The organism is Candidatus Zixiibacteriota bacterium (assembly GCA_018820315.1).
Lineage (GTDB): Bacteria > Zixibacteria > MSB-5A5 > JAABVY01 > JAHJOQ01 > JAHJOQ01.
In genome coordinates this window covers 21,794-48,331 of record JAHJOQ010000011.1, presented here as the reverse complement: position 1 = coordinate 48,331, position 26,538 = coordinate 21,794, and the positions used below count along the sequence as shown (strand labels likewise).

The window sequence follows — 26,538 nt, the reverse complement described above, 5'->3', positions numbered from 1 at the left end:
GCCTGCCGGGGAGAGATTCATCCGAAGTGCAATCAGGCTGAAACTTACCTTCCCAACGAAAAATCCCACAATCCAGTCAAAATCACAAATCTAAACCACATAAATTCGAAATCCAGGTAGGGTATTCCGACAGACTCCTAGGGCACAGAATGCTGTCGGTAGTAGATACTTGATGCTGCCCACTTCGTTGTATCTTCTGGTCCGACGTCAGCAGCCGGGTGGATCGCCTCCGCAGAAGATGTAAGCAATCAAGTAAACAACATCATCGATATCAATCGCTCCGCTGCAGTCAGCATCACCAGCTTCTAATGGATCGGGTGCTGACCCACCGCCAAAAATGTACGCGATAAGATAAACGACATCATCGATATCGATGCCGCCGCTCGAATCTGCATCTCCCCGTATGAATGTGACATCACCGTATATGGCAATGTCGTCCCAAAACGCTTCACCATAGTCGATTGACCCATCGTGAATATCTCCGATTCTGAATCTCGGGCTGGCACTCGAACTGAGGAAATTTGCTCTGCCGAGCGAATCGCTGCCGACGAAGATATCATACTTCCCAAGGCTTGGATAGACTTTGCACGCGATGTAGTACCACTGCGCTGCTTGCAGCGTACGTAGATGCATGATCCCGCCCGAGCTTCCCTGCCATGCCCGGAGATCTGTGCCGTAATCTATGACTAAATGAACGTGCCCATTATCCATTACCATAAACCAGTGGTTGTCAGCCTCTGGCACCATGAAGTGAAGCACTACGTGGTATTCCTGTTCCGTGTTCAGGCCAATGTCGGGACTCCTGGCGTATGCATATCCACTGCCTTTGGAATTCATCCTTACTCCACAGCCATAGGTCACGAATGCATCTTCGGTTGCCTGGATGGTGCCCTCTGATTGCGACACTTGCCAGTTGTCAATGGAACAATCTGTGAAAGCGTCAGTGAAAACCGGAGGGCATACCTCGGTGTGGTATTTGTTGTTAGGATCCGAGCCGGTAGCGATTTCGTCGCTGTCGCTGTAACCGTCGCCGTCTTTATCAACATTTGTAGGATTTGTATGATATGTAAGCAACTCCTCACCATCGCTGAGGAGATCACCGTCCGTGTCGGCCAGATCTGGATTTGTGTTGTGAAGAGTCTCCTCGTCATCATTCGAGACGTTATCGAAGTCTCCGTCCGGTTCGCCAGCGGCTCCGAAAACTGTGAAGTTATCTGTCAAAAAAGTGATCGAATGGTTGTCAGGGTCGATCCAGTAGTCTGTAAATGGCAGCCAGGCAGGCAAATTCGGGTCGAAGAAGAACATCATCTGACTCAGTTCACCCACGTTCCATATATCGGACGGGCCGTAGGGTATCACGCAGAGAACCTTCTTTTCAAAGAGATTCCCAGTCTCGCTTAGGTCGCGCGCGTAAGCCACAGGCTCAAATTGCGGCGGTATGCCATAAGGTGGGGGAATATTCAAGACTGGATCTATAGTCACGATCATGGTGTCTCCGAAGGCGATTGCGCCGCCCGGGACTATAAGCGTTGCTCCAACAGTGCTATGCACAATACCACCAGCCCAATCAAGCTCGGGTGGCAGTGGCATCGGAGCGTTGTAGTCAGCCAGAAGCATGGAGTCGGGGTCTGATGTGGAAGGTCCATAGTATATCGGATAGCTGGCTGTATAAGTGCATTCACTGCCATCATATTCGGCCCAGAAAGTATACATCTCCCAGCATGGTGGAATCGCGCAGTCCTGCTCGACTGGTAGATTCCAGACTGTATCTTCTGCCCAACCGTCGGCATCGGTGTGGGCTGTCTGCGTCGGCCGCTCTGTTCCGTCTTCTCTCTGGATGTGAAACGTGACCGCTTGATTTCTTATCGCATAGCTGCCAATGTTTGTGTGATTCGGAGACGTCACATAGGTATTTACCTCCGCTACCAGCCTTACCCGCAAGGTAACAGTGTTGTAGTCGACCATCTCGTAAACGCCTGTCACTGTATTGTTGATCATCAGGTGTTTCAGCTCTGTCGGAATCTCCAGCGAGATCTCATATTGTCCGAATACAGTATCGGTGTGAAGCCAAAAAGCACAGGCGATCATAATGAGCAGTATACGACCTACAATTCCATATTGCTCCCATTTCTTGTTCCAATTGCAGTACATAATAAACTCCTTGAAAATGGTGTGAACAGTATCTGGGCACAGAAACCGATCTACCATCGGTTTGATGAGATGAAAGTGCGGTGCTATATCTGTGAGGATTACGCTATTTCAAAATACCCAAGCCCGCAATAAGTGTCAAGAGGTATTGTCAATGACCCCTCGGTTACCTTTTGCTATGAGGCAACGCGATGGGTAGTGTATTAAGTGGTGTTTCCTTAGCTGCGTACTTTATTTGAAGGCATTGAATGCGCTTCACCCTGAAGCCGACTAGATTCGAGGTTAAACTCGATGGTAAGACTTAGGTTACCGAGAGGAGCTTGCGCCATTGTTTGCGGAAACTAACCGAGACCTCTGGGAGTACTTAAGCGTTCCGACGATCTTGGCCGGTCAGAAGGATTTTGGAGAGTGTTTTAAGATCCAACCGGGCTTTGATGCTAAGAGCTGGTCGATATGATCTTGGCACGAACGGATGTGATTATTCAATCAGTTGTTTCAGTTGTGATGTGATCTGCAGGGCGTGAATCGCCAGTGGACCGGAGTCGACAATGTCTACAGAATGAGAAACATTACGCCCAGAGCGATGTAGTATCAGCTTTGATTGAAGAATTCTCTGAATGTGCAGGTATAGTAAGGCATACATTTCGGAAGCCAGTGTGCGTTCGGTAATCTATGAATTCACAGCCAAGTGAATCCGCCTCTCGAAAAAGGACATGCAACGTCACCTGAGGCGGATAATGGTTCGAACTAATTGCTCCCCTTTTTGTAAAAGTGCAATAACTATAAGTGACGCAATAAGTTACAAGCTGGTCGTAGTGGACTATTTTAGAACTGCAGAGTAGATACAAAGCTGACTTCTTACTGAGAGAAGTTCAGGAATCTCCTGGTCTTCCGGCTTTATCATTAGGTGCAGTGGCGCGAACATCCCGTGGACGGACAAATGATCTTCTGCAAGTGAGCAAAGCGATGGATAAGTAGTGGAACAAATCGGCCCCATACCGGACGCATCTTTCTTTGCGATACGTAGAAAGCTCATTATGGCAGTTGAGATCAGTTCAGTATGAGAAAGAAAGGTTTTCGAAAAAAAGGCTTGATTCCGGGCTAGGACATCTGTAGATTTATCAACTGGGCTGACCACCAGACGGTCTGCCCAGTTTTTTGTGAGCTTAGTAGAGGTGTGATCTAAAATGGAAGAAAAACGCTGCAATTTCTGTGGCAAGCCTGCCCAGAGTGTTCAGAGGCTCTTCTCCGGCTACAATGCGTTCATTTGCGATGAGTGCGTCGGTCTCTGCACTGATGTACTTACGACCGAGAAGCAGAAGGCAACCAGGACTGAGCCGTTTAAATTGCCCAAGCCGGCGGAGGTCAAGGAATTCCTCGACACGTATATTATTGGACAGGACAAATCGAAAAAGACCATAGCCGTGGCAGTCTACAACCACTATAAGCGTGTTTTCTTTCCGGACAAGTCGGCCGAAGTAGAATTGGACAAGAGTAATATTCTGCTGATAGGGCCAACCGGGACCGGTAAAACGCTGATGGCGCAGACACTTGCAAAGATGCTGTCAGTGCCGTTCACTATCGCCGACGCCACTGTGTTGACCGAGGCTGGGTATGTCGGTGAGGATGTCGAGAACATAATAGTCCGTTTGCTGCAGGCGGCGGATCACGATGTTTCCAAGGCAGAGCGCGGTATTATTTACATTGATGAGATAGATAAGATTTCCCGCAGGGACGCGAATCCGTCAATCACACGTGATGTCTCTGGCGAGGGAGTGCAGCAGGCTTTGCTGAAGATACTTGAAGGGACAGTCGCTTCCATACCACCGAAGGGGGGGCGCAAGCACCCGGAGCAGGCATTCATCCAGGTTGACACAAGAAATATCCTGTTCATCTGTGGCGGGGCGTTCGACGGCCTTGAGAAAATAGTGGCGAGGCGTGCTGGCAGAAAGCAACTCGGATTCAATGCGCCATCCACGAATCTCGTGAACAAGAACATTGGCGAACTTCTTGAAATGACGGAGCCAGAGGATCTGCTTCAGTACGGCTTGATTCCTGAGCTGGTAGGGCGACTGCCGATCGTAAGTGCGCTTCACGAATTGCCGAGAGAGGCGCTGTTGGCGATTCTCACAGAACCGAAGAACGCTCTCGTAAAACAGTACGAGAAGCTTTTCGAGATGGAAAACGTGAAACTCGAATTTACCTCGGAGGCGCTGGATGCCATCGTGAAGCTCGCAGAGAAGCGGAAGACAGGTGCGCGCGCATTGAGATCGATCATCGAGGAGACAATGCTCGAGATTATGTATGATATCCCGTCGCACAAGGGCATTGGCAAGTGCATCATTACTGAAGAAGTTGTCAAAGAGAAGAAGCCGCCGATCCTTGAGCCGAGAAAGCGGCAGCGCAAAAGCGCGTGATGAATGATGCAAATCACACATAATTCAGAAGAGATAAAGATTCCGCCCCTATTGCCGCTGCTCCCGCTCAGGGATGTGGTGATATTCCCCTATATGGTCTATCCGCTGCTTCTTGGGCGTCACTTTTCAATCGACGCCCTGCAAGAGGCGATGGTCAAGGAGAAACTGGTTTTTCTCTGCACGCAGAAGCGTTCATCGGTAGAGGAGCCTGCCGAAAAAGACATCTATCGCGTCGGAACCATAGCCCGGATTCTTCAGGTTATGAAGCTACCCAACGGCATGCTTAAGGTGCTTGTGGAAGGAATTACACGGGCCAAGGTGACTGAGTACCTGGATACCGAGCATTTCGCTGTTATCCGAGGCACGCCATTCACCCCCAAGGTCGGCAAAGCTGAATCTGAAATCGAAGCTCTCGCCAGACTAATGGTGACGCACTTTGAAGAATACATCAAACTAAACCGTCGAATACCCGATGAAGTCTTGCTGTATCTCTCGAATATCGAGGACCCTCAGAGGTTAGGTGATACTGTCAGTGCGCACGCCCTCCTCAAGGTCAGTGTCAAGCAGAAGCTCCTCGAAGTGAATTATCTTAGAACGCATCTGAAGCTACTGACAGACATCCTCAAGTCTGAAATCGAGATCCTGAAAATCGAGGAGAAGATTGATGGTTCGGTCAGGGAGTCATTGTCCAAGAGCCAGCGCGAATTCTACCTTCAGCACCAGTTGCGCGCTATCAAGGAAGAACTCGGCCAGAGTGAAGATAACCAAGCCGAGGCGGATGAATATGTTCGTAAGCTCAAGAAGCTCAGTGTAACCGACCAGGCGATGGAAAAGGCCACTGATGAAATAGACAGACTTAGAAAGATGCACCCCTATTCGGCGGAAGCCACAGTCGTCAGATCGTATCTTGACTGGCTGCTTGGAATGCCATGGGGAATTCATACTGAAGACAGGACTGACTTTAGGGCAGTGTCGGCGATACTCGATGCCGATCATTTCGGTCTGGATAAGGCGAAGAAACGAATCCGGGAACATCTCGCCGTGCTGCAGCTGATTCGTTCCGCCAAGGGACCGATTCTCTGTTTCGTTGGACCTCCCGGAGTCGGCAAGACATCTGTCGGGAAGTCGATAGCGGGTGCGCTCAACAGGAAATTCGTTCGCATGTCGCTTGGAGGCGTGCGCGATGAGGCCGAGATTCGTGGGCACAGACGCACATACATCGGCGCCCTTCCCGGACGGATCATTCAATCTTTGAAGAAGGCCGAATCTTCGAATCCAGTGTTCCTTCTCGATGAAGTCGACAAGATTGGCGCTGACTTCAGAGGAGACCCGTCGTCTGCGCTGCTTGAAGTGCTCGATCCTGAGCAGAACAGCACCTTCGTCGATCACTTCCTTGAAGTCGAGTATGATTTATCGAAGGTGTTATTTCTGACAACCGCCAACACACTGCACGGAATCCCTGTCGCACTGCTCGACAGGATGGAAGTAATTCATCTTCCGGGTTATCTTGATTTCGAGAAACTCGAGATCGCCAAGAAATATCTGATCCCCAAGCTGAGATTCGAACTCGGTGTAGAGAAGCTCAAGATCAACATCCCTGATAACGCTATCATGACTGTTGTGCGCGATTATACGCGCGAAGCCGGTGTGCGTGAACTGGAAAGACTGATCGCGTCTTTATTCAGAAAGATCGCTGAGAAACATGTTATCTCCCGGAATCGGAAAGCATTCACAATACGAAAGCAGGACCTCACGCGGTATCTCGGAGCACCCCGCTATACAGAACTCGAAGTTGGCGTGAGGCCGAGAGTTGGAAGAGCGGTCGGACTCGCGTGGACATCGCACGGCGGTGAGATTCTGCCAATAGAAGTCTCGCTGATGGATGGGGCTTCGAAACTGACCCTAACCGGCAAACTTGGCGATGTGATAAAAGAGTCGGCGAATGCGGCGCTGTCCTACATCAGGAGCAATTCTCGCAAACTGAAGCTGAAACCGGATTTCTACAAAGATAGAGAAGTGCACGTGCACATCCCTGAAGGCGCTGTGCCAAAGGACGGACCCTCTGCGGGAATCTCGCTCCTGACAGCGCTCGTGTCGGCGTTTTCCGAGAAACCGGTCAGGACCGATGTTGCAATGACCGGCGAGATCACGCTGATGGGTGACGTGCTCCCTGTCGGTGGACTTAACGAGAAATTTATCGCCGCCAAACGCGCGGGTATCAAAGAGATAATCTGTCCCAGAAAGAATGAGAAAGACATAAAGGAACTCCCGAAGGAACTCCTGAGCGGGCTTAAGATCCATAAAGTCAGAACAGCTTCGGAAGTACTGAGGATCGTCTTCGGCAAGAACGGTCATCATGCTAAAGATTAAGAACTGCGAATACCTCTACTCTGTTGTAAAACCTAAAGACTTCAAAGCCGAACCATACCCACAAGTAGCATTTGCGGGGCGATCCAATGTTGGAAAGTCTTCCCTGCTCAACAGGCTTGTCGGCATTAGAAATGTCGCGAAAGTTTCGCAGACTCCCGGCAAAACGCGGGCAGTCAACTTCTTCATGACCGACGCGAATATCATGTTTGTTGACCTTCCCGGATACGGCTACTCGAAGGTGTCGAAATCGATCAGCCGGCAGTGGGGCAAGCTCATTGAGTCATATCTGGTGAACAACGACAAGCTCAGGGGACTTGTGCACCTGGTCGACAGCCGCCATCCACCGACTCCGCTCGATCAGGAGCTCAACGAGTGGCTGAACGAGAACGGATTGGTGTATGTGGTTGTGCTGACAAAGGCCGACAAGCTCTCCGGTAATCTTCTTTCAAAGAGTATTGTCGAAGCAAAGAAGTCGCTCGTTCTCACAGTCGGGATGGAGCCTCTGGTTTTCTCTGCCAAAACCGGACGCGGGAAAAATGAACTCCTGAGTTGGATAGATAGTCAGACAAAATAGATACGGAGGAATCATGCCTAATCGCGCAGTAATCGGAACCCAGTGGGGTGATGAAGGGAAGGGCAAAGTAGTAGATATCCTTTCCGAGGCTTCAGATATCGTCGCACGATGTCAGGGCGGGGCCAATGCGGGACACACCGTGATAATCGATGGCAGGAGGTTTATCCTCCATCTGATACCTTCGGGAATTCTCCACAAAGGCTGCACCTGTCTGATCGGCAATGGCGTCGTTATCGATCTCGATCAACTCTTTTTCGAAACCGATGAACTCAACTCTCAGGGCATCGATACCGACGGACGCGTACTCGTATCGGGACTGGCGCATCTCGTGCTGCCGTATCACAAATGGACGGAACAGGGCAATGAGGAGGGGCGCGGATCGGAGAAGATTGAAACGACTCTTCGAGGCATTGGTCCGACGTACACGGACAAGTACTCACGATGCGGCATTCGTGTATTCGATCTTTTCTATCCACAAAAACTGAAAGAGAAACTTGAGGCCAACTTCAGAATGAAGGCCGATGTTATCGACCGCTTTTCATCCGAAGCTGACGCCAATGTAAACCATCTGCATGAGCGGCTGATCGAGTGTGGCAAGCGTCTTGCAGAGAGCGCCGTCGATGGAAGCTCGTTCCTGCACGACGCGCGCCGGGAAGGTAAGTCGATTCTGTTTGAAGGCGCGCAGGGAACATTTCTCGATATCGACTTCGGAACATATCCCTATGTGACTTCTTCGAATACGACCGTCGGCGGTATCATGACCGGGCTCGGCATTCCGCCTTACTATGTTGACGAAATCTACGGTGTCGTCAAAGCCTACACGACCCGGGTTGGTGCGGGGCCGTTCCCGACAGAGCTGTGTGACGAAATCGGCGTGTCGATTCAGGAACAGGGAAAAGAGTTCGGTGCGACGACAGGACGACCACGCCGATGCGGATGGCTCGATCTGAATCTCCTTAAGCGATCAGTGGCCATAAATGGAATAAATTATCTGACGATCACGAAGCTCGATGTCCTCGATCATTTGAGCGAGATTCATGTGTGCACAGGCTATAAGACAAATGACACAGTGAACTCTGCTTGCAAATTCTCGTGCTACGATCTGTCTAATGCCGATCCGATTTACAGGAAGTTCGGCGGCTGGGAAACATCGACCGTGGGCGTAACTGATATATCTGATCTTCCGCGCAAAGCTCAGGATTATGTGCGGTTCATCGAAGATTTCACCGGTGCGACCGTCGCGCTGATTTCGACCGGGCCTTCAAGAGGCGAGGCAATCCTCATGCCGCCCCTCGCTCCCAGCGACCGAAATGTTACGGTGCATTAGATCGATCGTTGTGTGTGGCCGGATCTAAGCTCTGCTTCCGGAATGACTTCGTCAGCCTTCGCTCTGCGAGCGCGCAGTACAGCGTGGGCACGACGAATATCGTTATAATCACCACAGTCATACCGCCGAACGATGGTATCGCCATCGGTACCATGATGTCTGCACCTTTTCCGGTCGAGGTCAGAACGGGGAGCAGCGCGAGAATTGTCGTTACAACGGTCATCAATGCGGGGCGTACTCTCCGCTTGCCTGCGGCCACTGTCGCCTCCCTGATATCAGCAACTGTACTCGGCTTTCTGCGCGCGAATATCTGATCGAGATAGGTCGATATAATCACGCCGTCATCGCTTGCGACCCCGAACAGCGCGAGGAATCCGACCCATACCGCTACCGAGAGATTGAGTTGCCTCACCTGGAACAGCTCTCTGAAGTCGATCCCAAGAATCGTGAAATTGAGAAACCAATCCTGTCCGTAGAGCCATAGCATCAGAAATCCGCCCGACCATGCAACGAATATTCCCGAGAAAACCAGAAGGCTTGTCGAGACTCGTCTGAATTGGAAGTAGAGGATCATAAAGATCAGAAAGAGCGCAAGGGGCAATACAATTCTCAGTTTCTTCTCTGATCTGACCTGGTTTTCATAGCTTCCGGCAAATGCGTAGCTGACTCCCGCGGGTATTTCGAGCTCACCAGTCTTGATCTTCTCGCTGAGATACTCCTCTGCATCCTGCACGACGTCCACTTCTGCATAGTCCGGCTTCTTGTCGAAGATAACGTAACCGACGAGGAATGTATCCTCCGACTTGATGACCATCGGACCTCTGACGAAATTCATCGTTGCGAGTTGTGTGAGTGGAATCTGTACACCCTCCGGCGCCGGAATCAAAACATCACCCAGGTCTTCCAATGTCCCACGCAATTCTCTCTGATACCGCACTCTAACCGGATACCGCTCACGCCCTTCGACTGTCGTGGTCAGTTTCTTGCCGCCTATAGCCACTTCAATTATGTCCTGCACCTGCCGGACAGATATCCCGTAGCGCGCGATCGCCTCGCGGTCGATTTCGATTTCGAGATATGGCTTGCCGACAATCCTGTCGGCTATGACTGTGTTCGATTCGATTGACGGCACATCTTTCAGATACTTCTCTATCTCCAGCCCGACTTTCTCTATCGTTTCGAGATCGGGACCTTTAACTTTGACACCCATCGGCGCGCGCATTCCTGATTGAAGCATGACAAGACGAGTTGCGATAGGCTGAAGTTTCGGAGCTGAAGTTGTGCCCGTGATCTTGCCAGCATTGACAATTTCTTTCCAGATATCATCAGGTGATTTTATATGATCGCGCCATTGTCGATACGGTTCGCCGTTCTTGTCGGGGATCAATTCTCCGAATTCATCACGCGCGAACTCATCGGCTGCTTCATCGTGCTTGAATCTCAGCACCCTGCCATTCTCATCAACCCTGTATTCCGGTTTGTAATTTATGACTGTTTCGATCATCGAGATCGGCGCCGGGTCGAGCGGACTGTCGACGCGGCCGAGCTTGCCAACGACAGTTTCGATTTCCGGTATACTGCTGAAAGCCTTGTCCTGGAGTTGCAGCACATCGAGCACTTCACCTATCGAGGCATGCGGCATGGTAGTCGGCATGTAGAGGAACGATCCTTCGTCAAGATCAGGCATGAATTCTTTGCCGAGACCCGGGAACGCGTGATTGACATCAATATATGGTGCGGTTGATCGTATCCAGCCGGGCATGAACCCGAATATGCTGTCAAAACCAAGCCAAATCGTGGTACCGAGTAACAACAGTAACAAAGGTAATACGAGAAACTGCTTCTTGTGAGCCAGGCACCATCTCAAGATTGGTTCGTAAGCTCTTATCAGCATTTGCACCAGAAACAGAATCCCACCGAGCAGCAGAGCGACAAAAACGAAGTTGCCGACTATCCCGACCTGGTAACCGAGTGGCCTCCAATGTTCGGCGAGCAGTGCACCGATGATGATGACTATGATATAGTTCGTGATGGTCGGTATTTTCTCTCGAAAGCGCTCTGGAATGTGATTCTTGAATGCCTGGTACGCGGCCATAATCAATAGCAATACACCCGCCAACCAGAATGACCAGACCATGAGCGTTAATGCGCCAATAGCGAGTCCGATAGGTAGAAGCCTTCGAGATTTCAGTCTTGATTCACTGGCTGTGAACAACATGTGAGCCAGCGGCGGGATGATCGTCATTGCGACTATGACCGATGCAATGAGCGCAAAAGTCTTCGTATAGGCCAGTGGCTTGAAAAGCTTGCCTTCCGCAGCTTGCATTGTGAATACAGGAAGGAATGAAATTACAGTTGTAGAGATGGCAGTCAGGACCGCACCTCCAACCTCGGATGCAGCCTGGAATATGACCTGCAATCGATCAGCACCCGGCTGAGCTTTCTCCAGGTGCCTGAGAATGTTCTCGCTGACAACAATACCCATGTCGACAATCGTACCGATTGCAATTGCGATACCCGAGAGGGCGACAATGTTGGCATCTACCTTGAATACCTTCATTGCAATGAAAACCATCAGTACCGTCAACGGTAGCAATCCAGAAATCAACGCTGATGCTCTCAAGTGCATCACCATCAGGATCACGACAATCATGGTCACGAGAATTTCGTCAACGAGTGCGGTATTGAGAGTCCCGAGAGTTTCATAAATCAATCCGGTTCGATCATAGAACGGTACGATACTGACCTGCGATGTGCTGCCATCACCAAGTATCTTCTTTGGCAGCCCCGGCGATATTTCCGCGATCTTAGCTTTAACATTGGTTATTGTAGCAAGCGGATTTGCACCATGTCTGACAACAACTACACCTCCGACAGCCTCTGCCCCGCCTTTGTCCAGGGCTCCGCGTCTCATGGCTGGTCCGAGCGATACAGTCGCGACATCTTTGATGCGAATCGGGACATTGTCGCGCGAGGCCACGGCAGTGTTCTCGATGTCTGCGAGCTCCTTGATGAAGCCGAGACCGCGAATGACATATTCGACTTTGTTGATTTCGATCGTTCTTGCGCCAACATCGATGTTGGAGGATTTCACGGCCATGAATAGATCAGACAGCGTGACGCCGTATGATTTCATAGCGTCAGGATTGGCATCGATTTGGTATTCCTGAACAAACCCGCCGATCGAAGCCACTTCAGCTACGCCATCGGCTGATTGCAGCGCATAGCGCACAGTCCAGTCCTGAATGGATCGCAGTTCGTGAAGATCCCAGCCGCCGGTCGGATTGCCGCGTTCATCTCTGCCCTCGAGTGTGTACCAGAAGACCTGTCCGAGTGCAGTAGCGTCTGGTCCTAGAGCAGGCTGCACCTCGTCCGGCAGGGTACCGGCGGGAAGCGAGTTGAGCTTCTCGAGAATCCGCGAGCGAGACCAGTAGAATTCGACATCATCCTTGAAGATCACGTAGATCGACGAGAAGCCGAAGAACGAGTAGCTCCTGATTGTCCTCACGCCCGGCACGCCGAGCAGTGAGACTGTCAGCGGATACGATATCTGATCTTCGACATCCTGCGGCGACCGTCCCATCCATTCGGTGAAGACAATCTGCTGATTCTCTCCGATATCGGGGATAGCATCCACCGGAACCGGATAGCGCGGGATGGCCTGGATATTCCAGTCAAACGGCGCCACAATGATTCCCCACGCTATGAAGAACAGCGTGGCGAGGAGCACAACGAGTTTGTTTTCAAGGCAGAATTTGATCACCCGATCGATTGGGGAGTGCCTGCTCTGTTTATTCTTGTCGATGTGTTCACTCATGATCTACTTGTCACTCGCCGGATTGGAAGGTAACGCTCCCTTGATTTCACCACAGCGAAGCATCATTGCACCATAGAAAGAATTGTAGACTGTGTCGACTGTCTGCAACCAGTACGCACCTCTGTTGTCACGCGCCATCGGACAGAAAGTGAGGAAGTAATCTCGATTGTCAGAATGGCCGAAGCCCTCTTCCAAATCAATCATGGCTTTGGAGACGTGATAAAACGCATCACGCAATTGATCAATATCTTTAGTCTCACTGGCCTTCCTGGAGTAGGTGACGATGCTGTCCGAGAGTGACATCCACTGCATGTGTGTTTCCCCATCAAACAGCGACATATCGACCGAGCTAACCTCTCCCCTGAGTTTCGCGTATGATTCTGATGCAGCCACTGGATCATCGGATGCCAGCGCCATTTGCACTTCGAAGTAAGCATCGAAGACGGGAGTTAGAGTCTCCAATGCCGGAGATTCTATTATGTGCGACACAGCCTCGGGATCCATCATATCTGCAGCCATGGGTGCTGACTGATCATGCTCATGCGGCAGCGCACCTCCTCCGGAAGGCGACATCATGCTCGGTTTTGCATGTATCTGAAGTTCGCTGTCGATCTTGAAGGCGCCGTTGCTGACAACAAGCTCTCCTTCGACCAATCCCGATTTGACGGTGTAGAGCTCACCGGCTCTCGGTCCGAGTACGACCTCGCGTCCTTCGAACACCGGACCATCGTCATCCGATACTTGAACATATACAATTGCCCTGCTGCCGGTGAGAAGCGGTGCCGATGCCGGAATTACAAGTGCTCGATCGCTTTGGTCGGCAACCTTGCCATGCTCATCGAGACTTGACTTAACAACACCGCTGACGAACATATCGGGCTTCAGTCTATCACCAGTATTATCTGCTATCGCGCGCACACTGATCGTACGGGTTTTCTGATCTACGATTGGATCAATGAATGAAATCGTTGCGTCGAATTGTTCACCGGGGAATGATGGTGACGCGAATTTGACCGTCTGTCCAATACGAAGCCATGGCAGGTCGGATTCATAGGCATCGAACAGAACCCAGAGCTTCTTCAAATCGGCAATCGTGTAGATATCTGTTCCTGTCTGAACATACATTCCTTCGGTTGCATTCTTGTGAATAACGGTACCACCGATCGGGGCATAGATTGTCAAATTCTCAGCGGCTGTTCCTCTCTCCTCGATTTCGTCGATCTGATATTTGGGCAGGCCGTAGAGGCTCAGCTTTTCGCGAGCTGCATCGAGAGTAGTGATTGCCGTCGACAAGAGCACTCCACCTCTGACGCGCAGTCCCTCGACGCTTCTCTTTGCCTGAATCAGTTCCTCCTGCGCGCTGAGAAGTTCCGGCGAGTAAAGCTTCACCAAGTGATCGCCCTTCGCAACCCTGAGGCCGGTGTAGTCGGCGTAGAGCTGGTCGATACGCCCCGGAATTCTTGCGGAAATGACGGCTACTTTGGTCTCGTCATACGCTATCCTGCCGACCATCCTGATTTCGGCTGACGCATAATCGCGCACGACGGGTGTTGTCTCGATACGCGCCAGTTGCTTGGCAGCCTCTGTCATTCTCAGTTGATTCGGATCGAGACCGTCACCGGAGCCAGATTCAAGCGGAATGAGATCCATGAAGCAAATCGGGCACTTGCCCGGCTTCGGGAGTTTGATCTGCGGGTGCATCGAACATGTCCAGATGGTGGGCTGCTTGGCGACTTCGCCATCGTGATCGTGCACTGCTGATTGCGCAAGCTGTCCGTCGTCGCCACCGGAAAGCATAAGACCAAGGGAGAAAGCAATGACGACTATCAGGATAAATACGACGAGGCCCGCACCTCGACGTGGTATGAGTGATATCCAGTCTGAGAATCTCTTCTTATCTGAGTCTGTCATCGCTTTCTCCCTACCTGCAACAAAATATTAGTGATCATGTCCTTCGTGACTCTGTGTCTTCTCTGCTTTGCTCGCCTTTTCGGTCTCTACCGGTTGATCGAGCTTGGCCAGACATTTCTGCGGATCTTTGGCGAATTCCACCGGGCATTTTTCACAGCAGAAATAGACGCGACGGCCTTCGTAATCTGTGAACACGCTCTTTTCGCCGAGCTCCTTACCCGACACCGGACAGGTCGCCTGAACATTCTCAAAGAGCACGCCTTCAGCGGCAGCCTTCTTGAAATACTTGTCAGGATCAGACTTCAGAGTCTTTGAGCATGCCGGGCAGCAGTGGTACACGCGCTGTCCCTGAATATCTGTATATGCCGTCGAATCAACCTTGCCGCCCATCACCGGACAAAGAGTCTGAGCATGCAGCTCGATCGGCTTCTTCTCCGCACTCTCTTTCTTTACCTCTCCTGCAAATGCAGATACTGCAAGAAGAGCAAACATAGAGAGCATCAGAATCATGATTTGGGACTTTCTCATAGCAGTCTTCCTTTCGCTACTTGATTGGAGATTTACTGATTGGGTTACTTATGTCTTTTCCGATTGTCATTTCGATTTCTGCTAGTTTTGTGGATGCGTCAGTTCTCGCCTTTTCGAGATTCAGTTGAAATTCAAGCAACTCGCGCTGTGCGTCGAGGAGGTTCAGGAAATCTGATTCACCAGATTGGTAAGCGGTATAGGATGCGTTAAGAGATTGTTCCGCCTTCGGAATCAGACCATCCTCATACAATCCGATCTTCCTGACAGCATCTTCATATTCGAACAACACCCGGCTGATATATGCTTCGATCTGATTCCTGGAGTCTGCGAGCCGGTTCTCGGCGGCATCTCTGCGCGCCTGAGCCTGCCTGACGCGGGCATTGTTCTTGCCGAACCAGATGGGCACATTGAGACTAACACTGACCATCCATGGATCTTTTCCACTCTCAGCGAGCCCCGGATTCACTGCCTCGCCCGTCTCTATGTAGTCGGCTCCCAGTGTGAAATTGGGCAGACGTGCAATGTTCGCAAGGCTGATCTCTATTTTCTCCTTGCTCAACAGATGATTTAGGGCATTCAGGTTCGGATTGTGCCGGAGCGCCCAGATCGTTACAGAATCTCTCTCTGCAATAAACTCGCTGTTTGCAATTGAGGTCGGAGCAGGCAGGGGCAACGAGTCAGGAAGCCCTAACGCCGAGCGAAGCTTGTACTCCAGCGGTCGCTTCATCTCCTCCAGGCTTGTCAATTGATCGTCGAGCTTTCCGAGCTCCACCTGGATCTTGATGAGATCGGCGTACGGACTGATCCCAGCCTTGTACTTGGTCGTCGCAACAGACTCCCAGAGTTTGAGCAACTCCAAATTGTCTGACGCAATCTCGACATTTCTTCCAAGATAGTAGTAATCGTTATAGGCACGGGTGATACTATAGAAAAGCCGCAGCTTTTCGGACTGATAATTCTGATACGCTGCCTGTGCCAACTCGAATGCGGCATCTCCCCTCTTCCCGAGTGTTCCGAACCATGGTATTGATTGCTTAATCCCGAAACGCTGGTTCTGCGGGCCGACTCTCGTCTCGACATTCTTTATGAAGTAACCGTATGAGACGGTCGGATCAGGCAATCCTCCAACAACAGCGACCTTCTCCAACTCCGAAACCCAATTGTAATAAGCTGCCTTCAGACCGGGATTGTTGAGTGCACCGTAGATGAGAAAATCGTTGAGTGATACACCCGGTCGAAGCATCGCTGCCTTCGAATCGGAGTAGCCGGAACCGGTTTCTCTCGCGAGTGCCATCGCATCATCTTTCTCCGACGCGGCACTCGTATCGGCCAAGCCGAAGTTGATGACTGCGAGAGCCAAAACTAATGCAGAGGCCAGTCTTCTTGATATTGCGTATCTCATCACGCCAAGACATAAGATCAACAAGCGTGCCAATACAAGAATCGCTGCAATATCCGTTGTATATCAATGGGTTACGAATTTACTATTCTATCGAGGAACTGTAGAGTGAAGAATATTGTTGATTGAGTACAGAATATTGTTCATTTTTCTTCAATATTGAGGGATAGAGTTGCCAGCTGAGATACAGATCCGAGAGGTTGCCCTTGCAGGAGGCTTGCGCGCGGGCTGGTTGAAACGGTCATGCGCATCGCAAAATCCGTCATCGCGAGGAGTGGAGCGACGTGGCGATCTCAATGTCGATCAAAGCTATAGTGAACGTGGAGATTGCCACGCTTCGCTCTCAGAGATGACGATGTCTGGGCCCCTTCAACACACATGCAGGAAAGATCATAGAGAGACCCTGGCGAGTGTATTGATCTTCTGGCACAGAATTTACTATCACTGTGATGCATGGGAGATGATCTGACCAAAGTAGCATTGAAAGTCAAGTATTACAAGATAGGTTTCCTCGGCCTGCTGGTCGCGTTGACTCTTGCGATCCACTACGGCCTGGTACTTGAGAATATCTTTGGCCACGCAGGCTGGATACATGCTATCCATGGCAGATTCTGCTATATCCCGATCGCGATAGCCGCTGTCTGGTTCGGCGTGCGAGGGGGACTCGTGACTGCAGCAATCATATCGGCTGCAGTGATGCCATTTATCTTTCTGCCCAGACAGCATCCTACTGATCTTTCCGGTGAACTGGTCGAAATCGTTTTCTACTTTGCTATCGCTCTGCTGACCGGAGCGTTGACCGAACGGGAACTGCACATCCGCCGTCGCCACGGTGAGACCAAATTAGAACTCGAACGCGCGCAGCGGCTCTCGACAATCGGCCGGATGGCGGCCGGAGTTGCTCATGAGATCAAGAACCCGCTCGCCTCGATCAAGGGCGCTCTCGAAATAATGTCCGACGAGACTACACCCTCTAATGATAGGGACGAATTCAGAGAGATTGCATTCAAGGAAATCAGGAGGGTGGACGGCACGGTTAGAGACTTTCTGACATTCGCGCGACCGAGGAAGACCGAACTCACAAGCATCAATCTCAGCAAAACAGTCGTGGCAAGTCTGCGTCAAATCGATGCGCAAATTGAGTCAGCAGGCGTGGCAACAGATGTCGTGATTACAGATAGTATTCACATCAAAGGCGATGCCGAAAAAATCCACCAATTAATGCTGAATCTCATGCTCAACGCTCTGGAGGCGTCAAATTCGGGTTCGACGATTCAGGTGAAGCTCGCAGTCGGTTCGGGAGACCGCGTTGAACTGGTCGTCAAAGACTCGGGACAAGGGATTGACCAGCTTGATCTGGAGAAAGTGTTCGAACCGTTCTATACTACCAAGTCGGCAGGCACCGGTCTCGGTCTTGCGATCGCAAGGAGCATTGTTGACGACCACGGCGGCGCGATACGGATCGAGAGCAAATCGGGAAAGGGTACCGAGGTTAGAATTTCGTTTCCGCCATCCGAGGAGACATAATGGCTGTCAGAGTGTTGCTTGCAGATGATGACGACGCCCTAAGGCGCGTGATTCAATTCAAGCTCCGTCGCAAGGGGTTTGATGTGACCGCCGTTGCCGATGGGCAGGTTGCGCTCGATGAGCTGGGCAAAAGCCGCTATGATGTGCTTCTCACGGATATGAAAATGCCGAAGCTGAACGGCATCGAGCTTCTGGAGAGGGCAAAGAAAGTCCAGCCTGAGCTCGAAGTAATCCTCATCACTGCGTTCGCTGACGTTTCACAGGCGGTTAAGGCGGTCAAACTCGGTGCGTTTGATTATCTCACGAAACCATTCGATGACGATGAGCTCTTCGTGGCGATTGAAAAGGCTCTTAAGTTTCGGAATCTCGAAGATGAAAACAAGCAGCTCAGAGAAGAACTGCGCGGGCGCGACGAATTCAAGCACATCGTTGGTGTATCCAGATCATACAAGGAGCTGATGAGAACTGTTGAGAAGATCGCGCCGTATGACGCTACAGTGCTGTTGACCGGAGAGTCCGGCACCGGCAAGGAAGTGATTGCACGGCAGATTCACCATCTCAGTCCGAGACTTACGAAGAAATACGTTGCAGTCAACTGTGCCGCGATTCCACGAGACCTGATCGAATCGGAGCTGTTCGGCCATGTCAAAGGCGCCTTCACCGGCGCTATCCGTGATAAGAGAGGGAAATTCGAACTCGCAGATGGCGGCACAATCATGCTCGATGAGATCGGCGAACTCGAAACCGAATTGCAGGTGAAACTTCTCCGGGTGTTGCAGGAGCGAGTCATCGAGCCGGTTGGATCGGAGAGAAAGATCAATATCGATGTCAGAGTGATCGCTGCGACAAATGTCGATCTCAAGAAGTCGATCGACAACGGAAGGTTCAGAGAAGATTTGTATTACAGACTGAATGTAATCCCGCTGCATGTACCGAGTCTTCGCGAGAGAAGAGAAGACATACCGCTTTTGATCAGGGAGTTCCTGAGGAAGCATAGTCCTGACAAACCTGTCGGTATCGAAGATGACCTCGTTGAAGCGCTCTCGAACTACAGTTGGCCCGGCAATATCAGAGAACTAGAGAATCTGATCGGGCGGATGGTGATTTTGCGCGGTGAGGATACATTGACAATCCGCGACTTGCCTGATGATTTCGATATGTCAAAACCGGGCGGTGCGTCGGAGCGTACGAGTCTCCAGCCGGAAAGACTGACTTATCACGAAGCGACCCGGAAGATCATAGTCGATGCCCTCAACAACTGCGGTTGGAATAGAACCAAAGCAGCCAAATACTTGAAGATGCCACGTCATGTGCTCATCTATAGAATGAAGAAGTACGACATCACGAGCGATTCCGCAACAATCGAATAGCCCGTTGCTGTATGCTGACTGACTACAGAACCAGTTGCACGCCTTTCAAGAACGCTATGTAATTTCGAACACAGACTGCTTTCGGTTTCGGGTCCGGATAAGACAAGGCTGCATCTTTCACCGCAACTCCATCTACAACCACATCGTAATACGTGGCCTCGCCTATCCATGGACATATTGATGTTCTCAGGCTCTTTCTCAGGAATTCGTTTTTTACTGACTCCGGCGGAAAATAACTGCTGCCAGCAAGAACGACAGTATCTTCGGAATCGGCGATCACCGCACCATTCCATATTGCCTTCATTTCCAGCACCTCACAATACATGTTTTGACTGTCTGGATGTCGTTCGCGGAGTGTGCCCCTCTTCGTGAAGCTGTAACCGGTTTCTCAAATATTTGTTCCGGTCGTATTTACGTTATCGGATGCTCGAATCGAAAACCGAGATATATCTTACCGAGTCCTGAAGATTGGGGTTGAAGGAGCAACCAATTTGTATTAGCTTCGTACTCTGACACTTGGAACAATAGAGCCGCCGGGTTGTCTCATTATGAAATATACGGCAGCGATAAACATTCTCCTGAATCGAGAAAGGCCATGAAATCGAAGAACTCTGATGATGACAGATCAACGGCGAGGAAGAATTCGGCGGAGTCGGGCAATACGGAATCTGGCCCAGGACTCGATTTTGTCCGGACCATCGTTGAAGAAGATCTGAAGAATAACAGGAACGACAGCAAAGTACACACGCGCTTTCCACCGGAGCCGAATGGATATCTGCACATTGGCCATGCCAAGGCAATCTGTATCGATTTTGGTGTAGCTGCCGACTACAACGGTCTCTGCAATCTGAGATTCGACGATACAAATCCGACGAGAGAGGATGTCGAATATGTCGACTCGATCAAGGAGGACATACGCTGGCTTGGTTGGGACTGGGATGATCGGCTATATTTCGCCTCGGACTATTTTGAGCGTCTATATGAATATGCTGTGCAACTGATAAAGGACGGTAAAGCATACGTCTGCGATCTAAACGCCGATGAGATCAGAGAGTATCGCGGAACTCTTACGGAGCCGGGCAAAGAGAGCCCCGACCGCAATCGTTCGGTCGAGGAGAATCTTGATCTTTTCGAACGCATGCGTGCCGGAGAGTTTCCGAACGGGTCGCGTACTCTGCGAGCTAAGATCGACATGTCGTCAGGCAACCTCAACATGCGTGACCCGGTGATCTATCGCATTGTTCATGCATCGCATCACCGCACCGGTGACAAGTGGTGCATCTACCCGATGTATGATTTCACTCACTGCCTTTCTGATTCGATAGAAGGCATTACGCATTCGCTTTGTACGGTCGAGTTCGAAGATCACAGGCCGCTCTACGACTGGTTTCTCGATCAGTTGGGAGTGCACCATCCGCAGCAAATCGAATTCGCACGCCTCAATTTGAGTTACACGGTGGTTACAAAGCGGAAACTGCTGCTATTGGTCGAGGACGGACGTGTCAGCGGATGGGATGATCCGCGCATGCCGACGCTGTCGGGTATGCGCCGGCTTGGATATATGCCGGAATCGATCAGGCGCTTCTGCGAGCGTATCGGAGTTTCGAAGAGAGACAGTATGGTTGATTTGGCGCTGCTCGAGCATACTCTGCGCGAAGACCTGAACAGAACCGCTTCGCGAGTGATGGGTGTTCTGCGCCCTCTGAAAGTCGTGATCGACAACTATCCGGATGACAAAGTCGAGGAGCTTGATGCCGTCAATAATCCCGAGGACGAAGCTGCCGGGACGCGCAAAGTCCCGTTCTCGAAAGTCCTCTATATCGAGCGTGATGATTTCATGGAAGATCCGCCGAAGAAGTTCTTCCGACTTTCTCCCGGTCGCGAGGTGCGGTTGCGGTATGCGTATTTCATCACGTGCGAGAGTTTTGTCAAAGACGATAAGACTGGCGAGATAATCGAGTTGCACTGTACGTATGATCCGGCGACGCGAGGCGGATCGGCACCTGATGGCCGCAAAGTCAAAGCAACCATGCATTGGGTCTCGGCGGCGCATGCTATCAAGGCTGAGGTGCGGCTGTACGATCAACTTTTCACAAAAGAGAATCCGCTGGCAGTCGAAGAAGGCAAGGATTTCAAAGACTACTTGAATCCGGACTCTCTTGAGGTGTTGGAATCTTGCCGTCTGGAGCCTTCTATCGCAGGCTCAAAGCCGGGCGATAGATTTCAGTTCGAACGGCTCGGTTATTTCTGCGTCGATCCCGATTCTACAGATGACAAGCTTGTCTTCAACCGCACGGTGACTCTCAAAGACACCTGGGCAAGAATTCAGAAGAAGCAGCAACAGTAGATCGTATTATGGTCGGTGCACATGTATGTGCACCGACTCTGATAACCTCGGTTGCTAGAAACCACTGAGCGAGGCGCACAGCGCAGAGCGTGGTTTCGACACACCAGACAAAGAGCCTGTTGGAAAGCCCTTGAATTCGTCATTGCGAGCGACCAACGGGAGCGTGGCAATCTCAACCTTTCACAATAGCCTTTATTGACATAGAGATCGCCACGTCGCTCGAAGACTCGCTCCTCGCGATGACGACGATGGGCGTATTTACTGCGTCGTCAGGAACCCCTTCCTGACGACATTGCGCAACCCACATATCCGCATGAACAATTCTGCATCGATTCTGTTTGTAATAGCAACACGTTCAATAACGCTTACACATGAAGGATGGGTCGATGAAGAGTGTGATAGACTGGCTTCTGAGTCGCAAGCAGATAACAAACACATCGGTTGCCGGATCAGTCAGCTTACTGATACTGCGAGTCTGCATCGGCTTGACGATGGCATTCGGTCATGGGTGGGGAAAGCTGACGACTTTCTCAGAGCGTGCATCCAGTTTTTCCGACCCGCTCGGAATCGGCAGCCAACTCTCTCTCTCACTCACCGTATCCGCCGAGTTCTTCTGCTCACTCGCTCTCATATTGGGATTGCTGACACGCGGAGTTGTGATTCCGTTGGCGTTTACGATGCTAATGGCGGCGCTCGTGATCCACAGCGATGATCCTTTCGGTAAGAAAGAACTGGCGTTGATGTATCTCGCTTCCTACACAGCCATCTTGATTGCCGGACCGGGCAGGTATTCGATGGATGGATTGCTCGGCAAGAAGTAATCTCTCAGATCGCGCATCGACACCTACCAATGTCATTCCCGTCCAACCGTGCCATTCCCGCGAAGAGGCTTGTTGAAGAAGTCCTGCAAGTACAAAACCCGTCATCGCGAGGAGCGAGTCTTCGAGCGACGTGGCGATCTCTATGTCAATCGATGCTATCCTGAAATGCGGAGATTGCCACGCTCCCTCTGGTCGCTCGCAATGACGATTTCAAAGGTTTCTCAACAAGCCTGAAGGCGAGGATGACAGCACCTGCCCTGTCAGAATCCGCCACCTAACTCTCTTTCCTGCTGCCAATTCCGAGAATTTCCCCTTGACAGAATCGCCATTGTGAGCTAAAATATCTGTGCATTAATGCTTTGGTACGCTCGTTTAATAATGTTTTCGCTGGCGGATCAAGAGAACCGACGTCATTTCTGCCCCCGAATGAAACAGTATTAGACAGTACAACTATTCTTTCACGGAGGTTGGAGTGCAGGGTAGTAAGCTCTACGTTGGTAATCTTGCCTATTCAGTAACCAACGAACAGCTTCAGGAGCTGTTTGGCGCCTACGGGGAAGTGCGTTCGGTTAACGTCATCGAAGGCAAAGGTTTTGGTTTTGTTGAACTCGGTAGCTCGACCGAGGCAGAAGCCGCGAAGGAAGCTCTCGATGGCTCGAATTTCGAAGGGCGCACCCTGAGAGTTGACGAGGCTCGTCCGCCGAGAAACAGAGAACGCAGAGGCGGCGGCGGCGAAGGTTACCGCAGATATTAAGATATCTGGCAAACCGACAAACTGACTCAAACTTCAAGCCCCTTCTGTAATGGAAGGGGCTATTTGTTTTTTCGCTTGTGGTCAGCGTGTCTGTTTTTTATGAAAACCTATCCGTGACTCCACGTATAAGTCCCTAACTGGATGATAGATTGAAACACGATTAGGAAGGTGACGGGACTCCAGATGGACAGATTCAGGACGTTCAGAATTGCGATGGCAGCCATCCTGCCGGCACTGATATTCATCTTACTTCCAGGCGCGACAGCGTTGGCAGGTACAATCAAAGGGACTATCCTCGATGCCAATACCGGAGAGCCCATCTCATATGCTACTGTTCGCGACGATATTTCGGGACAGTCGATTTCGGCGAACAAAGATGGTGAGTATCGTCTGAGACTAAGACGTGGAAGTTACGAGTTGAAATTCAGCCATCTTGCTTATTACTCCGAGAAACTGGCAGTCGAGATTCCTGATACGGCAGTATTATACGACATTCGTCTCAAACCTTCGCGAATTGAGGTGCCCGGTATTACCGTGTCGGCGCGCGCCTACGGTCCCGGCCAGAGGATTATTCTTGAAGCTATCAAGCGGAAAGCGGAGATTCTCTCGCGGATTCAAAGCTACACGTTCGAAGCCTACACCAAGATGGTGATCCGAGAAGAGGGTAAAGATGATTCGACCAGCATCGCTTTCATCAACGAGTCACAGCAGAAATCGTACTGGGAGCAGCCGGGCAAGTATAAGACTATTGTGAATGCCCAGAGGCACTCACAGAATGTCAAGGGTGTCGAGGGTACCGGCGCGCTAAACGGGCTGCTTGATTTCAACCAGAATCGTCTGGACCTCCAGGGGAATTCAGTCGTTGCACCGGCGGCAGAGGATGCGCTCGACTTCTACAACTACTATCTTCTCGATACGATATTTGTAGATAACAGACCGGTATTCCGGCTCGAGATAGAACCGAAGAGCGCTCTGCATCCGCTGTTTGCGGGAGAGATTCTGATCGCAGATTCGACATATGATGTTGTCGGTGTCGATGTCGAGTTCAGTGAGGCATTCGACTGGCAGTACCTGAAGAACCCCCGCTTCAGTCAGAAGTATGAGCTCTTTCGTGATTCATTCTGGATGCCGATCGAAATCAGGTTTGAAATCGACATTGAACTCGGAATTCCCGGGATATCGAATTACTTCATTGACTACGTAGTGGCTCTCCACAAATACGACATTAATTTGGTACATGATAAGGACATATTCGATGATTATGTGCTTGAAGTCGCGGAGAATGCTCTCGAAGTCGACTCGGCAACCTGGAATGAGGGGCAGATGATCCCGCTGACGCATGAGGAGATCGGTGGCTATGAGTTGATAGACTCGATCGCACAAGCTCCTATGCCGTTCAAGAAACGCCTGCTGAGCCTCTCTTTCGGTGCCATGTATATCGCATCCGCTGCACCTGATTTCTTTCACTTCAATCGAGTCGAGGGCACCTATCTGGGAGCGGCAGTCAATCTGCGCGACATTTTGCCGAGGACAGACCTGGCCATCAAATCCGGCTATGCGATCACCGGTGAATACTGGCAGCATGACTACGGCATAGTCACGGAATTGCACGAGAGACGCAGACTGAAGTTCGGTGCAAGATACCATGACAAGATCGTTCACCGACTGACAATCGTATCCGGACCCGACGCCAATCCGACTGTCGCCGCCGCTACGACAAAATCGGATCCGTTCGACTACTTCCATGAAACGGGATTCGACCTGACACTGAGTTCAAAGCTGCTGAGGAAAACGACTGCTACTGTCGGATATCATGATTACAATCAGCATTCGGTAACCAAGAATACGGAGTTCGCGGTATTTGAGCAGGAGAAGAAGCATAGAGATAACCCCGCAATCGTAGATGGCAAGCTTCGGTCTCTGACGGCAGAAGTAGGCTGGGACTCGAGAAATCTGATGAAATTCGGCCGCCGTGTATATAGAGAGCCTGCCGCGTCGTACTCAACACTACAGGCTGGAATGGAGGTCGCATCTCCCGATCTAGTTGGCAACGACTTTGACTTCAGGCGCTATTATGCAAGATTCTACAGAACTCAGAGCACGCTCGGATTCGGTTTCTCGTCACTATCGTTGTATACGGGAGCATCAGATGGAGACCTGCCGCCACAAAAACACTTCACTGTCGACTACGGCGCCGGACTTCTCACCAGTGACATATATTTCAAGACTCTCGGTGAGAAGAATTTCAGCGGCAACCGCGCTGCTGCGGTTTATGCCACGCACGATTTCGGCAGGCGGCTCTTCATCGCCAGCGGCATTCCATTGATCAGAGACATCCCGTTCTCGGTAGGCGTATTCGGCGGTGCGTTCTGGACAGATTTCAAGAATCACAAATATCAGCCGGGCGACAATCTGATTCTGTTCTCCCCTAAAGCATATAGTGAGATCGGATTCCAGATCAGGAGGATCTCGCCGCTGAATTTCACTGTTGATTTCACATGGCGGTTATCAGACCACAACACCGAGAAATTCTCGCTCGATATCGGGATGGCATTTATAGAGTAGTGTTTCTTGTTGGCGCACGAGGATGTACGCCAACCACTGGGGGACTCTATTTGCGCGGGCAGGAATCCTTTCCTGCCCGACTCACTCAGCAGTCAGGAAAGGATTCCTGACAGCGCAGAACATTGTTTCGTGAACCGCGCTCAGAGGTCGCGGCCACGTTGCCCGACATAATGCTCGGCGAATTTCCTGCCCTCTTCGGTCAACTCGTAATAGGTGTGATTTCTGTGCTTGATCCACTTGTTGTCGACAACACCTTTGCGATATCGAATCATCACTTTAGGAACGCGTCTCAGCAGGCCAATCTCTCGCAGTTTGATATGGCGGTCGAAGACTTCCTGCTTCTCGAGATGCAGCATACGCGCGACTTTGTGTGAGTAATCGAGACCAACTTTGAGATGCAATGCGAGAATCCTGAAATCGTTTTCTCCGAGTGAGAGGTATTTTCGATTCGGGGTGAACCCTTCGATGACGACAACGTCGTGCCAATCGAGTTCGACAAGACGATTACTCTCGACGTTGGCAAGGTTCGGGCAGTCTTTAGTGTGTATCTTGATTAACTCGCCATAGCTGTGATAACCGACGATTGCTTCGTCGGTGGACGGCTTGCAGCAATTCGCGAGCGTATACTCTTCCCTGATTTGAATCTTGTCCTTAGATGACATG

At 50.9% G+C, this 26,538-nt stretch carries 17 protein-coding genes; 10 read left to right on the top strand and 7 right to left on the bottom strand.

What is annotated here, in order from left to right; translation table 11 throughout:
• Nucleotides 1-207: 207 nt before the first annotated feature.
• Nucleotides 208-2,151, bottom strand: coding sequence for a hypothetical protein (locus KKH67_01125; GenBank protein MBU1317775.1), 1,944 nt, complete (start codon nucleotides 2,149-2,151; stop codon nucleotides 208-210).
• Nucleotides 2,152-3,335: 1,184 nt separating this feature from the next.
• Here KKH67_01125 and clpX point away from each other — a divergent pair.
• The 4 genes from clpX to KKH67_01105 are packed head-to-tail and all read left to right on the top strand — an operon-like array spanning nucleotide 3,336 to nucleotide 8,836.
• Nucleotides 3,336-4,565, top strand: a complete 1,230-nt coding sequence (clpX, locus tag KKH67_01120; protein MBU1317774.1) for an ATP-dependent Clp protease ATP-binding subunit ClpX — start codon at nucleotides 3,336-3,338, stop codon at nucleotides 4,563-4,565.
• A 3-nt stretch (nucleotides 4,566-4,568) separates the two neighbouring features.
• Entirely contained in the window at nucleotides 4,569-6,935 is a 2,367-nt protein-coding gene (gene lon / locus KKH67_01115; protein MBU1317773.1) for an endopeptidase La, read from the top strand.
• A complete protein-coding gene (gene yihA, locus KKH67_01110) occupies nucleotides 6,922-7,509 on the top strand; it encodes a ribosome biogenesis GTP-binding protein YihA/YsxC (GenBank protein MBU1317772.1) in 588 nt (195 codons plus the stop codon). The genes lon and yihA overlap by 14 nt, the downstream gene beginning before the upstream one ends.
• Nucleotides 7,510-7,522: 13 nt before the next feature.
• On the top strand, nucleotides 7,523-8,836 hold the full coding sequence (locus KKH67_01105; GenBank protein MBU1317771.1) for an adenylosuccinate synthase: 1,314 nt from the start codon (nucleotides 7,523-7,525) through the stop codon (nucleotides 8,834-8,836).
• Here the strand turns inward: KKH67_01105 and KKH67_01100 are convergent.
• The 4 genes from KKH67_01100 to KKH67_01085 are packed head-to-tail and all read right to left on the bottom strand — an operon-like array spanning nucleotide 8,823 to nucleotide 16,494.
• Nucleotides 8,823-12,653, bottom strand: a complete 3,831-nt coding sequence (locus KKH67_01100) for an efflux RND transporter permease subunit (protein MBU1317770.1) — start codon at nucleotides 12,651-12,653, stop codon at nucleotides 8,823-8,825. The genes KKH67_01105 and KKH67_01100 overlap by 14 nt on opposite strands.
• A 3-nt stretch (nucleotides 12,654-12,656) precedes the next feature.
• Nucleotides 12,657-14,564, bottom strand: coding sequence for an efflux RND transporter periplasmic adaptor subunit (locus KKH67_01095; GenBank protein ID MBU1317769.1), 1,908 nt, complete (start codon nucleotides 14,562-14,564; stop codon nucleotides 12,657-12,659).
• Between the two features lie 27 nt (nucleotides 14,565-14,591).
• A complete protein-coding gene (locus KKH67_01090) occupies nucleotides 14,592-15,092 on the bottom strand; it encodes a hypothetical protein (protein MBU1317768.1) in 501 nt (166 codons plus the stop codon).
• Nucleotides 15,093-15,108: 16 nt separating this feature from the next.
• Complete coding sequence (locus KKH67_01085) at nucleotides 15,109-16,494, bottom strand: TolC family protein (protein MBU1317767.1); 1,386 nt, start codon at nucleotides 16,492-16,494, stop codon at nucleotides 15,109-15,111.
• 450 nt (nucleotides 16,495-16,944) lie between these two features.
• Here KKH67_01085 and KKH67_01080 point away from each other — a divergent pair, with 450 nt between their 5' ends.
• Entirely contained in the window at nucleotides 16,945-18,018 is a 1,074-nt protein-coding gene (locus KKH67_01080; GenBank protein MBU1317766.1) for a DUF4118 domain-containing protein, read from the top strand.
• Nucleotides 18,018-19,388: a sigma-54 dependent transcriptional regulator gene (locus KKH67_01075; GenBank protein ID MBU1317765.1), complete on the top strand. Its 1,371-nt coding sequence runs from the start codon at nucleotides 18,018-18,020 to the stop codon at nucleotides 19,386-19,388. The genes KKH67_01080 and KKH67_01075 overlap by 1 nt, the downstream gene beginning before the upstream one ends.
• 22 nt (nucleotides 19,389-19,410) lie before the next feature.
• Here KKH67_01075 and KKH67_01070 read toward each other — a convergent pair whose 3' ends face one another.
• Entirely contained in the window at nucleotides 19,411-19,692 is a 282-nt protein-coding gene (locus KKH67_01070; GenBank protein ID MBU1317764.1) for a DUF427 domain-containing protein, read from the bottom strand.
• 291 nt (nucleotides 19,693-19,983) lie between these two features.
• Between KKH67_01070 and KKH67_01065 the strand changes: the two genes are divergently transcribed.
• From KKH67_01065 to KKH67_01050, 4 genes are all read left to right on the top strand, one after another.
• The gene (locus KKH67_01065; protein MBU1317763.1) at nucleotides 19,984-21,735 is read left to right on the top strand and encodes a glutamine--tRNA ligase/YqeY domain fusion protein; all 1,752 of its coding nucleotides are present in this window, start codon (nucleotides 19,984-19,986) and stop codon (nucleotides 21,733-21,735) included.
• A gap of 386 nt (nucleotides 21,736-22,121) precedes the next feature.
• Nucleotides 22,122-22,556, top strand: a complete 435-nt coding sequence (locus KKH67_01060; protein ID MBU1317762.1) for a DoxX family protein — start codon at nucleotides 22,122-22,124, stop codon at nucleotides 22,554-22,556.
• A gap of 472 nt (nucleotides 22,557-23,028) precedes the next feature.
• Nucleotides 23,029-23,310 carry an RNA-binding protein gene (locus tag KKH67_01055; protein MBU1317761.1) on the top strand — a complete coding sequence of 94 codons (282 nt, stop codon included), beginning with the start codon at nucleotides 23,029-23,031 and terminating at the stop codon, nucleotides 23,308-23,310.
• A gap of 183 nt (nucleotides 23,311-23,493) precedes the next feature.
• Nucleotides 23,494-25,875, top strand: coding sequence for a DUF5686 and carboxypeptidase regulatory-like domain-containing protein (locus tag KKH67_01050; GenBank protein MBU1317760.1), 2,382 nt, complete (start codon nucleotides 23,494-23,496; stop codon nucleotides 25,873-25,875).
• A gap of 140 nt (nucleotides 25,876-26,015) precedes the next feature.
• Here the strand turns inward: KKH67_01050 and KKH67_01045 are convergent, their stop codons facing one another.
• Nucleotides 26,016-26,537 carry a DUF2250 domain-containing protein gene (locus KKH67_01045; GenBank protein MBU1317759.1) on the bottom strand — a complete coding sequence of 174 codons (522 nt, stop codon included), beginning with the start codon at nucleotides 26,535-26,537 and terminating at the stop codon, nucleotides 26,016-26,018.
• Nucleotide 26,538: the final 1 nt, after the last annotated feature.

Excerpts from the sequence above, each read along its gene's own strand:
- KKH67_01095 (MBU1317769.1), bottom strand. The coding sequence starts at position 14,564 with ATGACAGACTCAGATAAGAAGAGATTCTCAGACTGGATATCACTCATA.
- KKH67_01105 (MBU1317771.1), top strand. The coding sequence starts at position 7,523 with ATGCCTAATCGCGCAGTAATCGGAACCCAGTGGGGTGATGAAGGGAAG.
- KKH67_01125 (MBU1317775.1), bottom strand. The coding sequence starts at position 2,151 with ATGTACTGCAATTGGAACAAGAAATGGGAGCAATATGGAATTGTAGGT.
- lon (MBU1317773.1), top strand. The coding sequence starts at position 4,569 with ATGATGCAAATCACACATAATTCAGAAGAGATAAAGATTCCGCCCCTA.
- KKH67_01070 (MBU1317764.1), bottom strand. The coding sequence starts at position 19,692 with ATGAAGGCAATATGGAATGGTGCGGTGATCGCCGATTCCGAAGATACT.
- KKH67_01100 (MBU1317770.1), bottom strand. The coding sequence starts at position 12,653 with ATGAGTGAACACATCGACAAGAATAAACAGAGCAGGCACTCCCCAATC.
- KKH67_01080 (MBU1317766.1), top strand. The coding sequence starts at position 16,945 with ATGGGAGATGATCTGACCAAAGTAGCATTGAAAGTCAAGTATTACAAG.
- KKH67_01060 (MBU1317762.1), top strand. The coding sequence starts at position 22,122 with ATGAAGAGTGTGATAGACTGGCTTCTGAGTCGCAAGCAGATAACAAAC.
- yihA (MBU1317772.1), top strand. The coding sequence starts at position 6,922 with ATGCTAAAGATTAAGAACTGCGAATACCTCTACTCTGTTGTAAAACCT.
- clpX (MBU1317774.1), top strand. The coding sequence starts at position 3,336 with ATGGAAGAAAAACGCTGCAATTTCTGTGGCAAGCCTGCCCAGAGTGTT.
- KKH67_01090 (MBU1317768.1), bottom strand. The coding sequence starts at position 15,092 with ATGAGAAAGTCCCAAATCATGATTCTGATGCTCTCTATGTTTGCTCTT.
- KKH67_01085 (MBU1317767.1), bottom strand. The coding sequence starts at position 16,494 with ATGAGATACGCAATATCAAGAAGACTGGCCTCTGCATTAGTTTTGGCT.
- KKH67_01075 (MBU1317765.1), top strand. The coding sequence starts at position 18,018 with ATGGCTGTCAGAGTGTTGCTTGCAGATGATGACGACGCCCTAAGGCGC.
- KKH67_01050 (MBU1317760.1), top strand. The coding sequence starts at position 23,494 with ATGGACAGATTCAGGACGTTCAGAATTGCGATGGCAGCCATCCTGCCG.
- KKH67_01045 (MBU1317759.1), bottom strand. The coding sequence starts at position 26,537 with ATGTCATCTAAGGACAAGATTCAAATCAGGGAAGAGTATACGCTCGCG.
- KKH67_01065 (MBU1317763.1), top strand. The coding sequence starts at position 19,984 with ATGAAATCGAAGAACTCTGATGATGACAGATCAACGGCGAGGAAGAAT.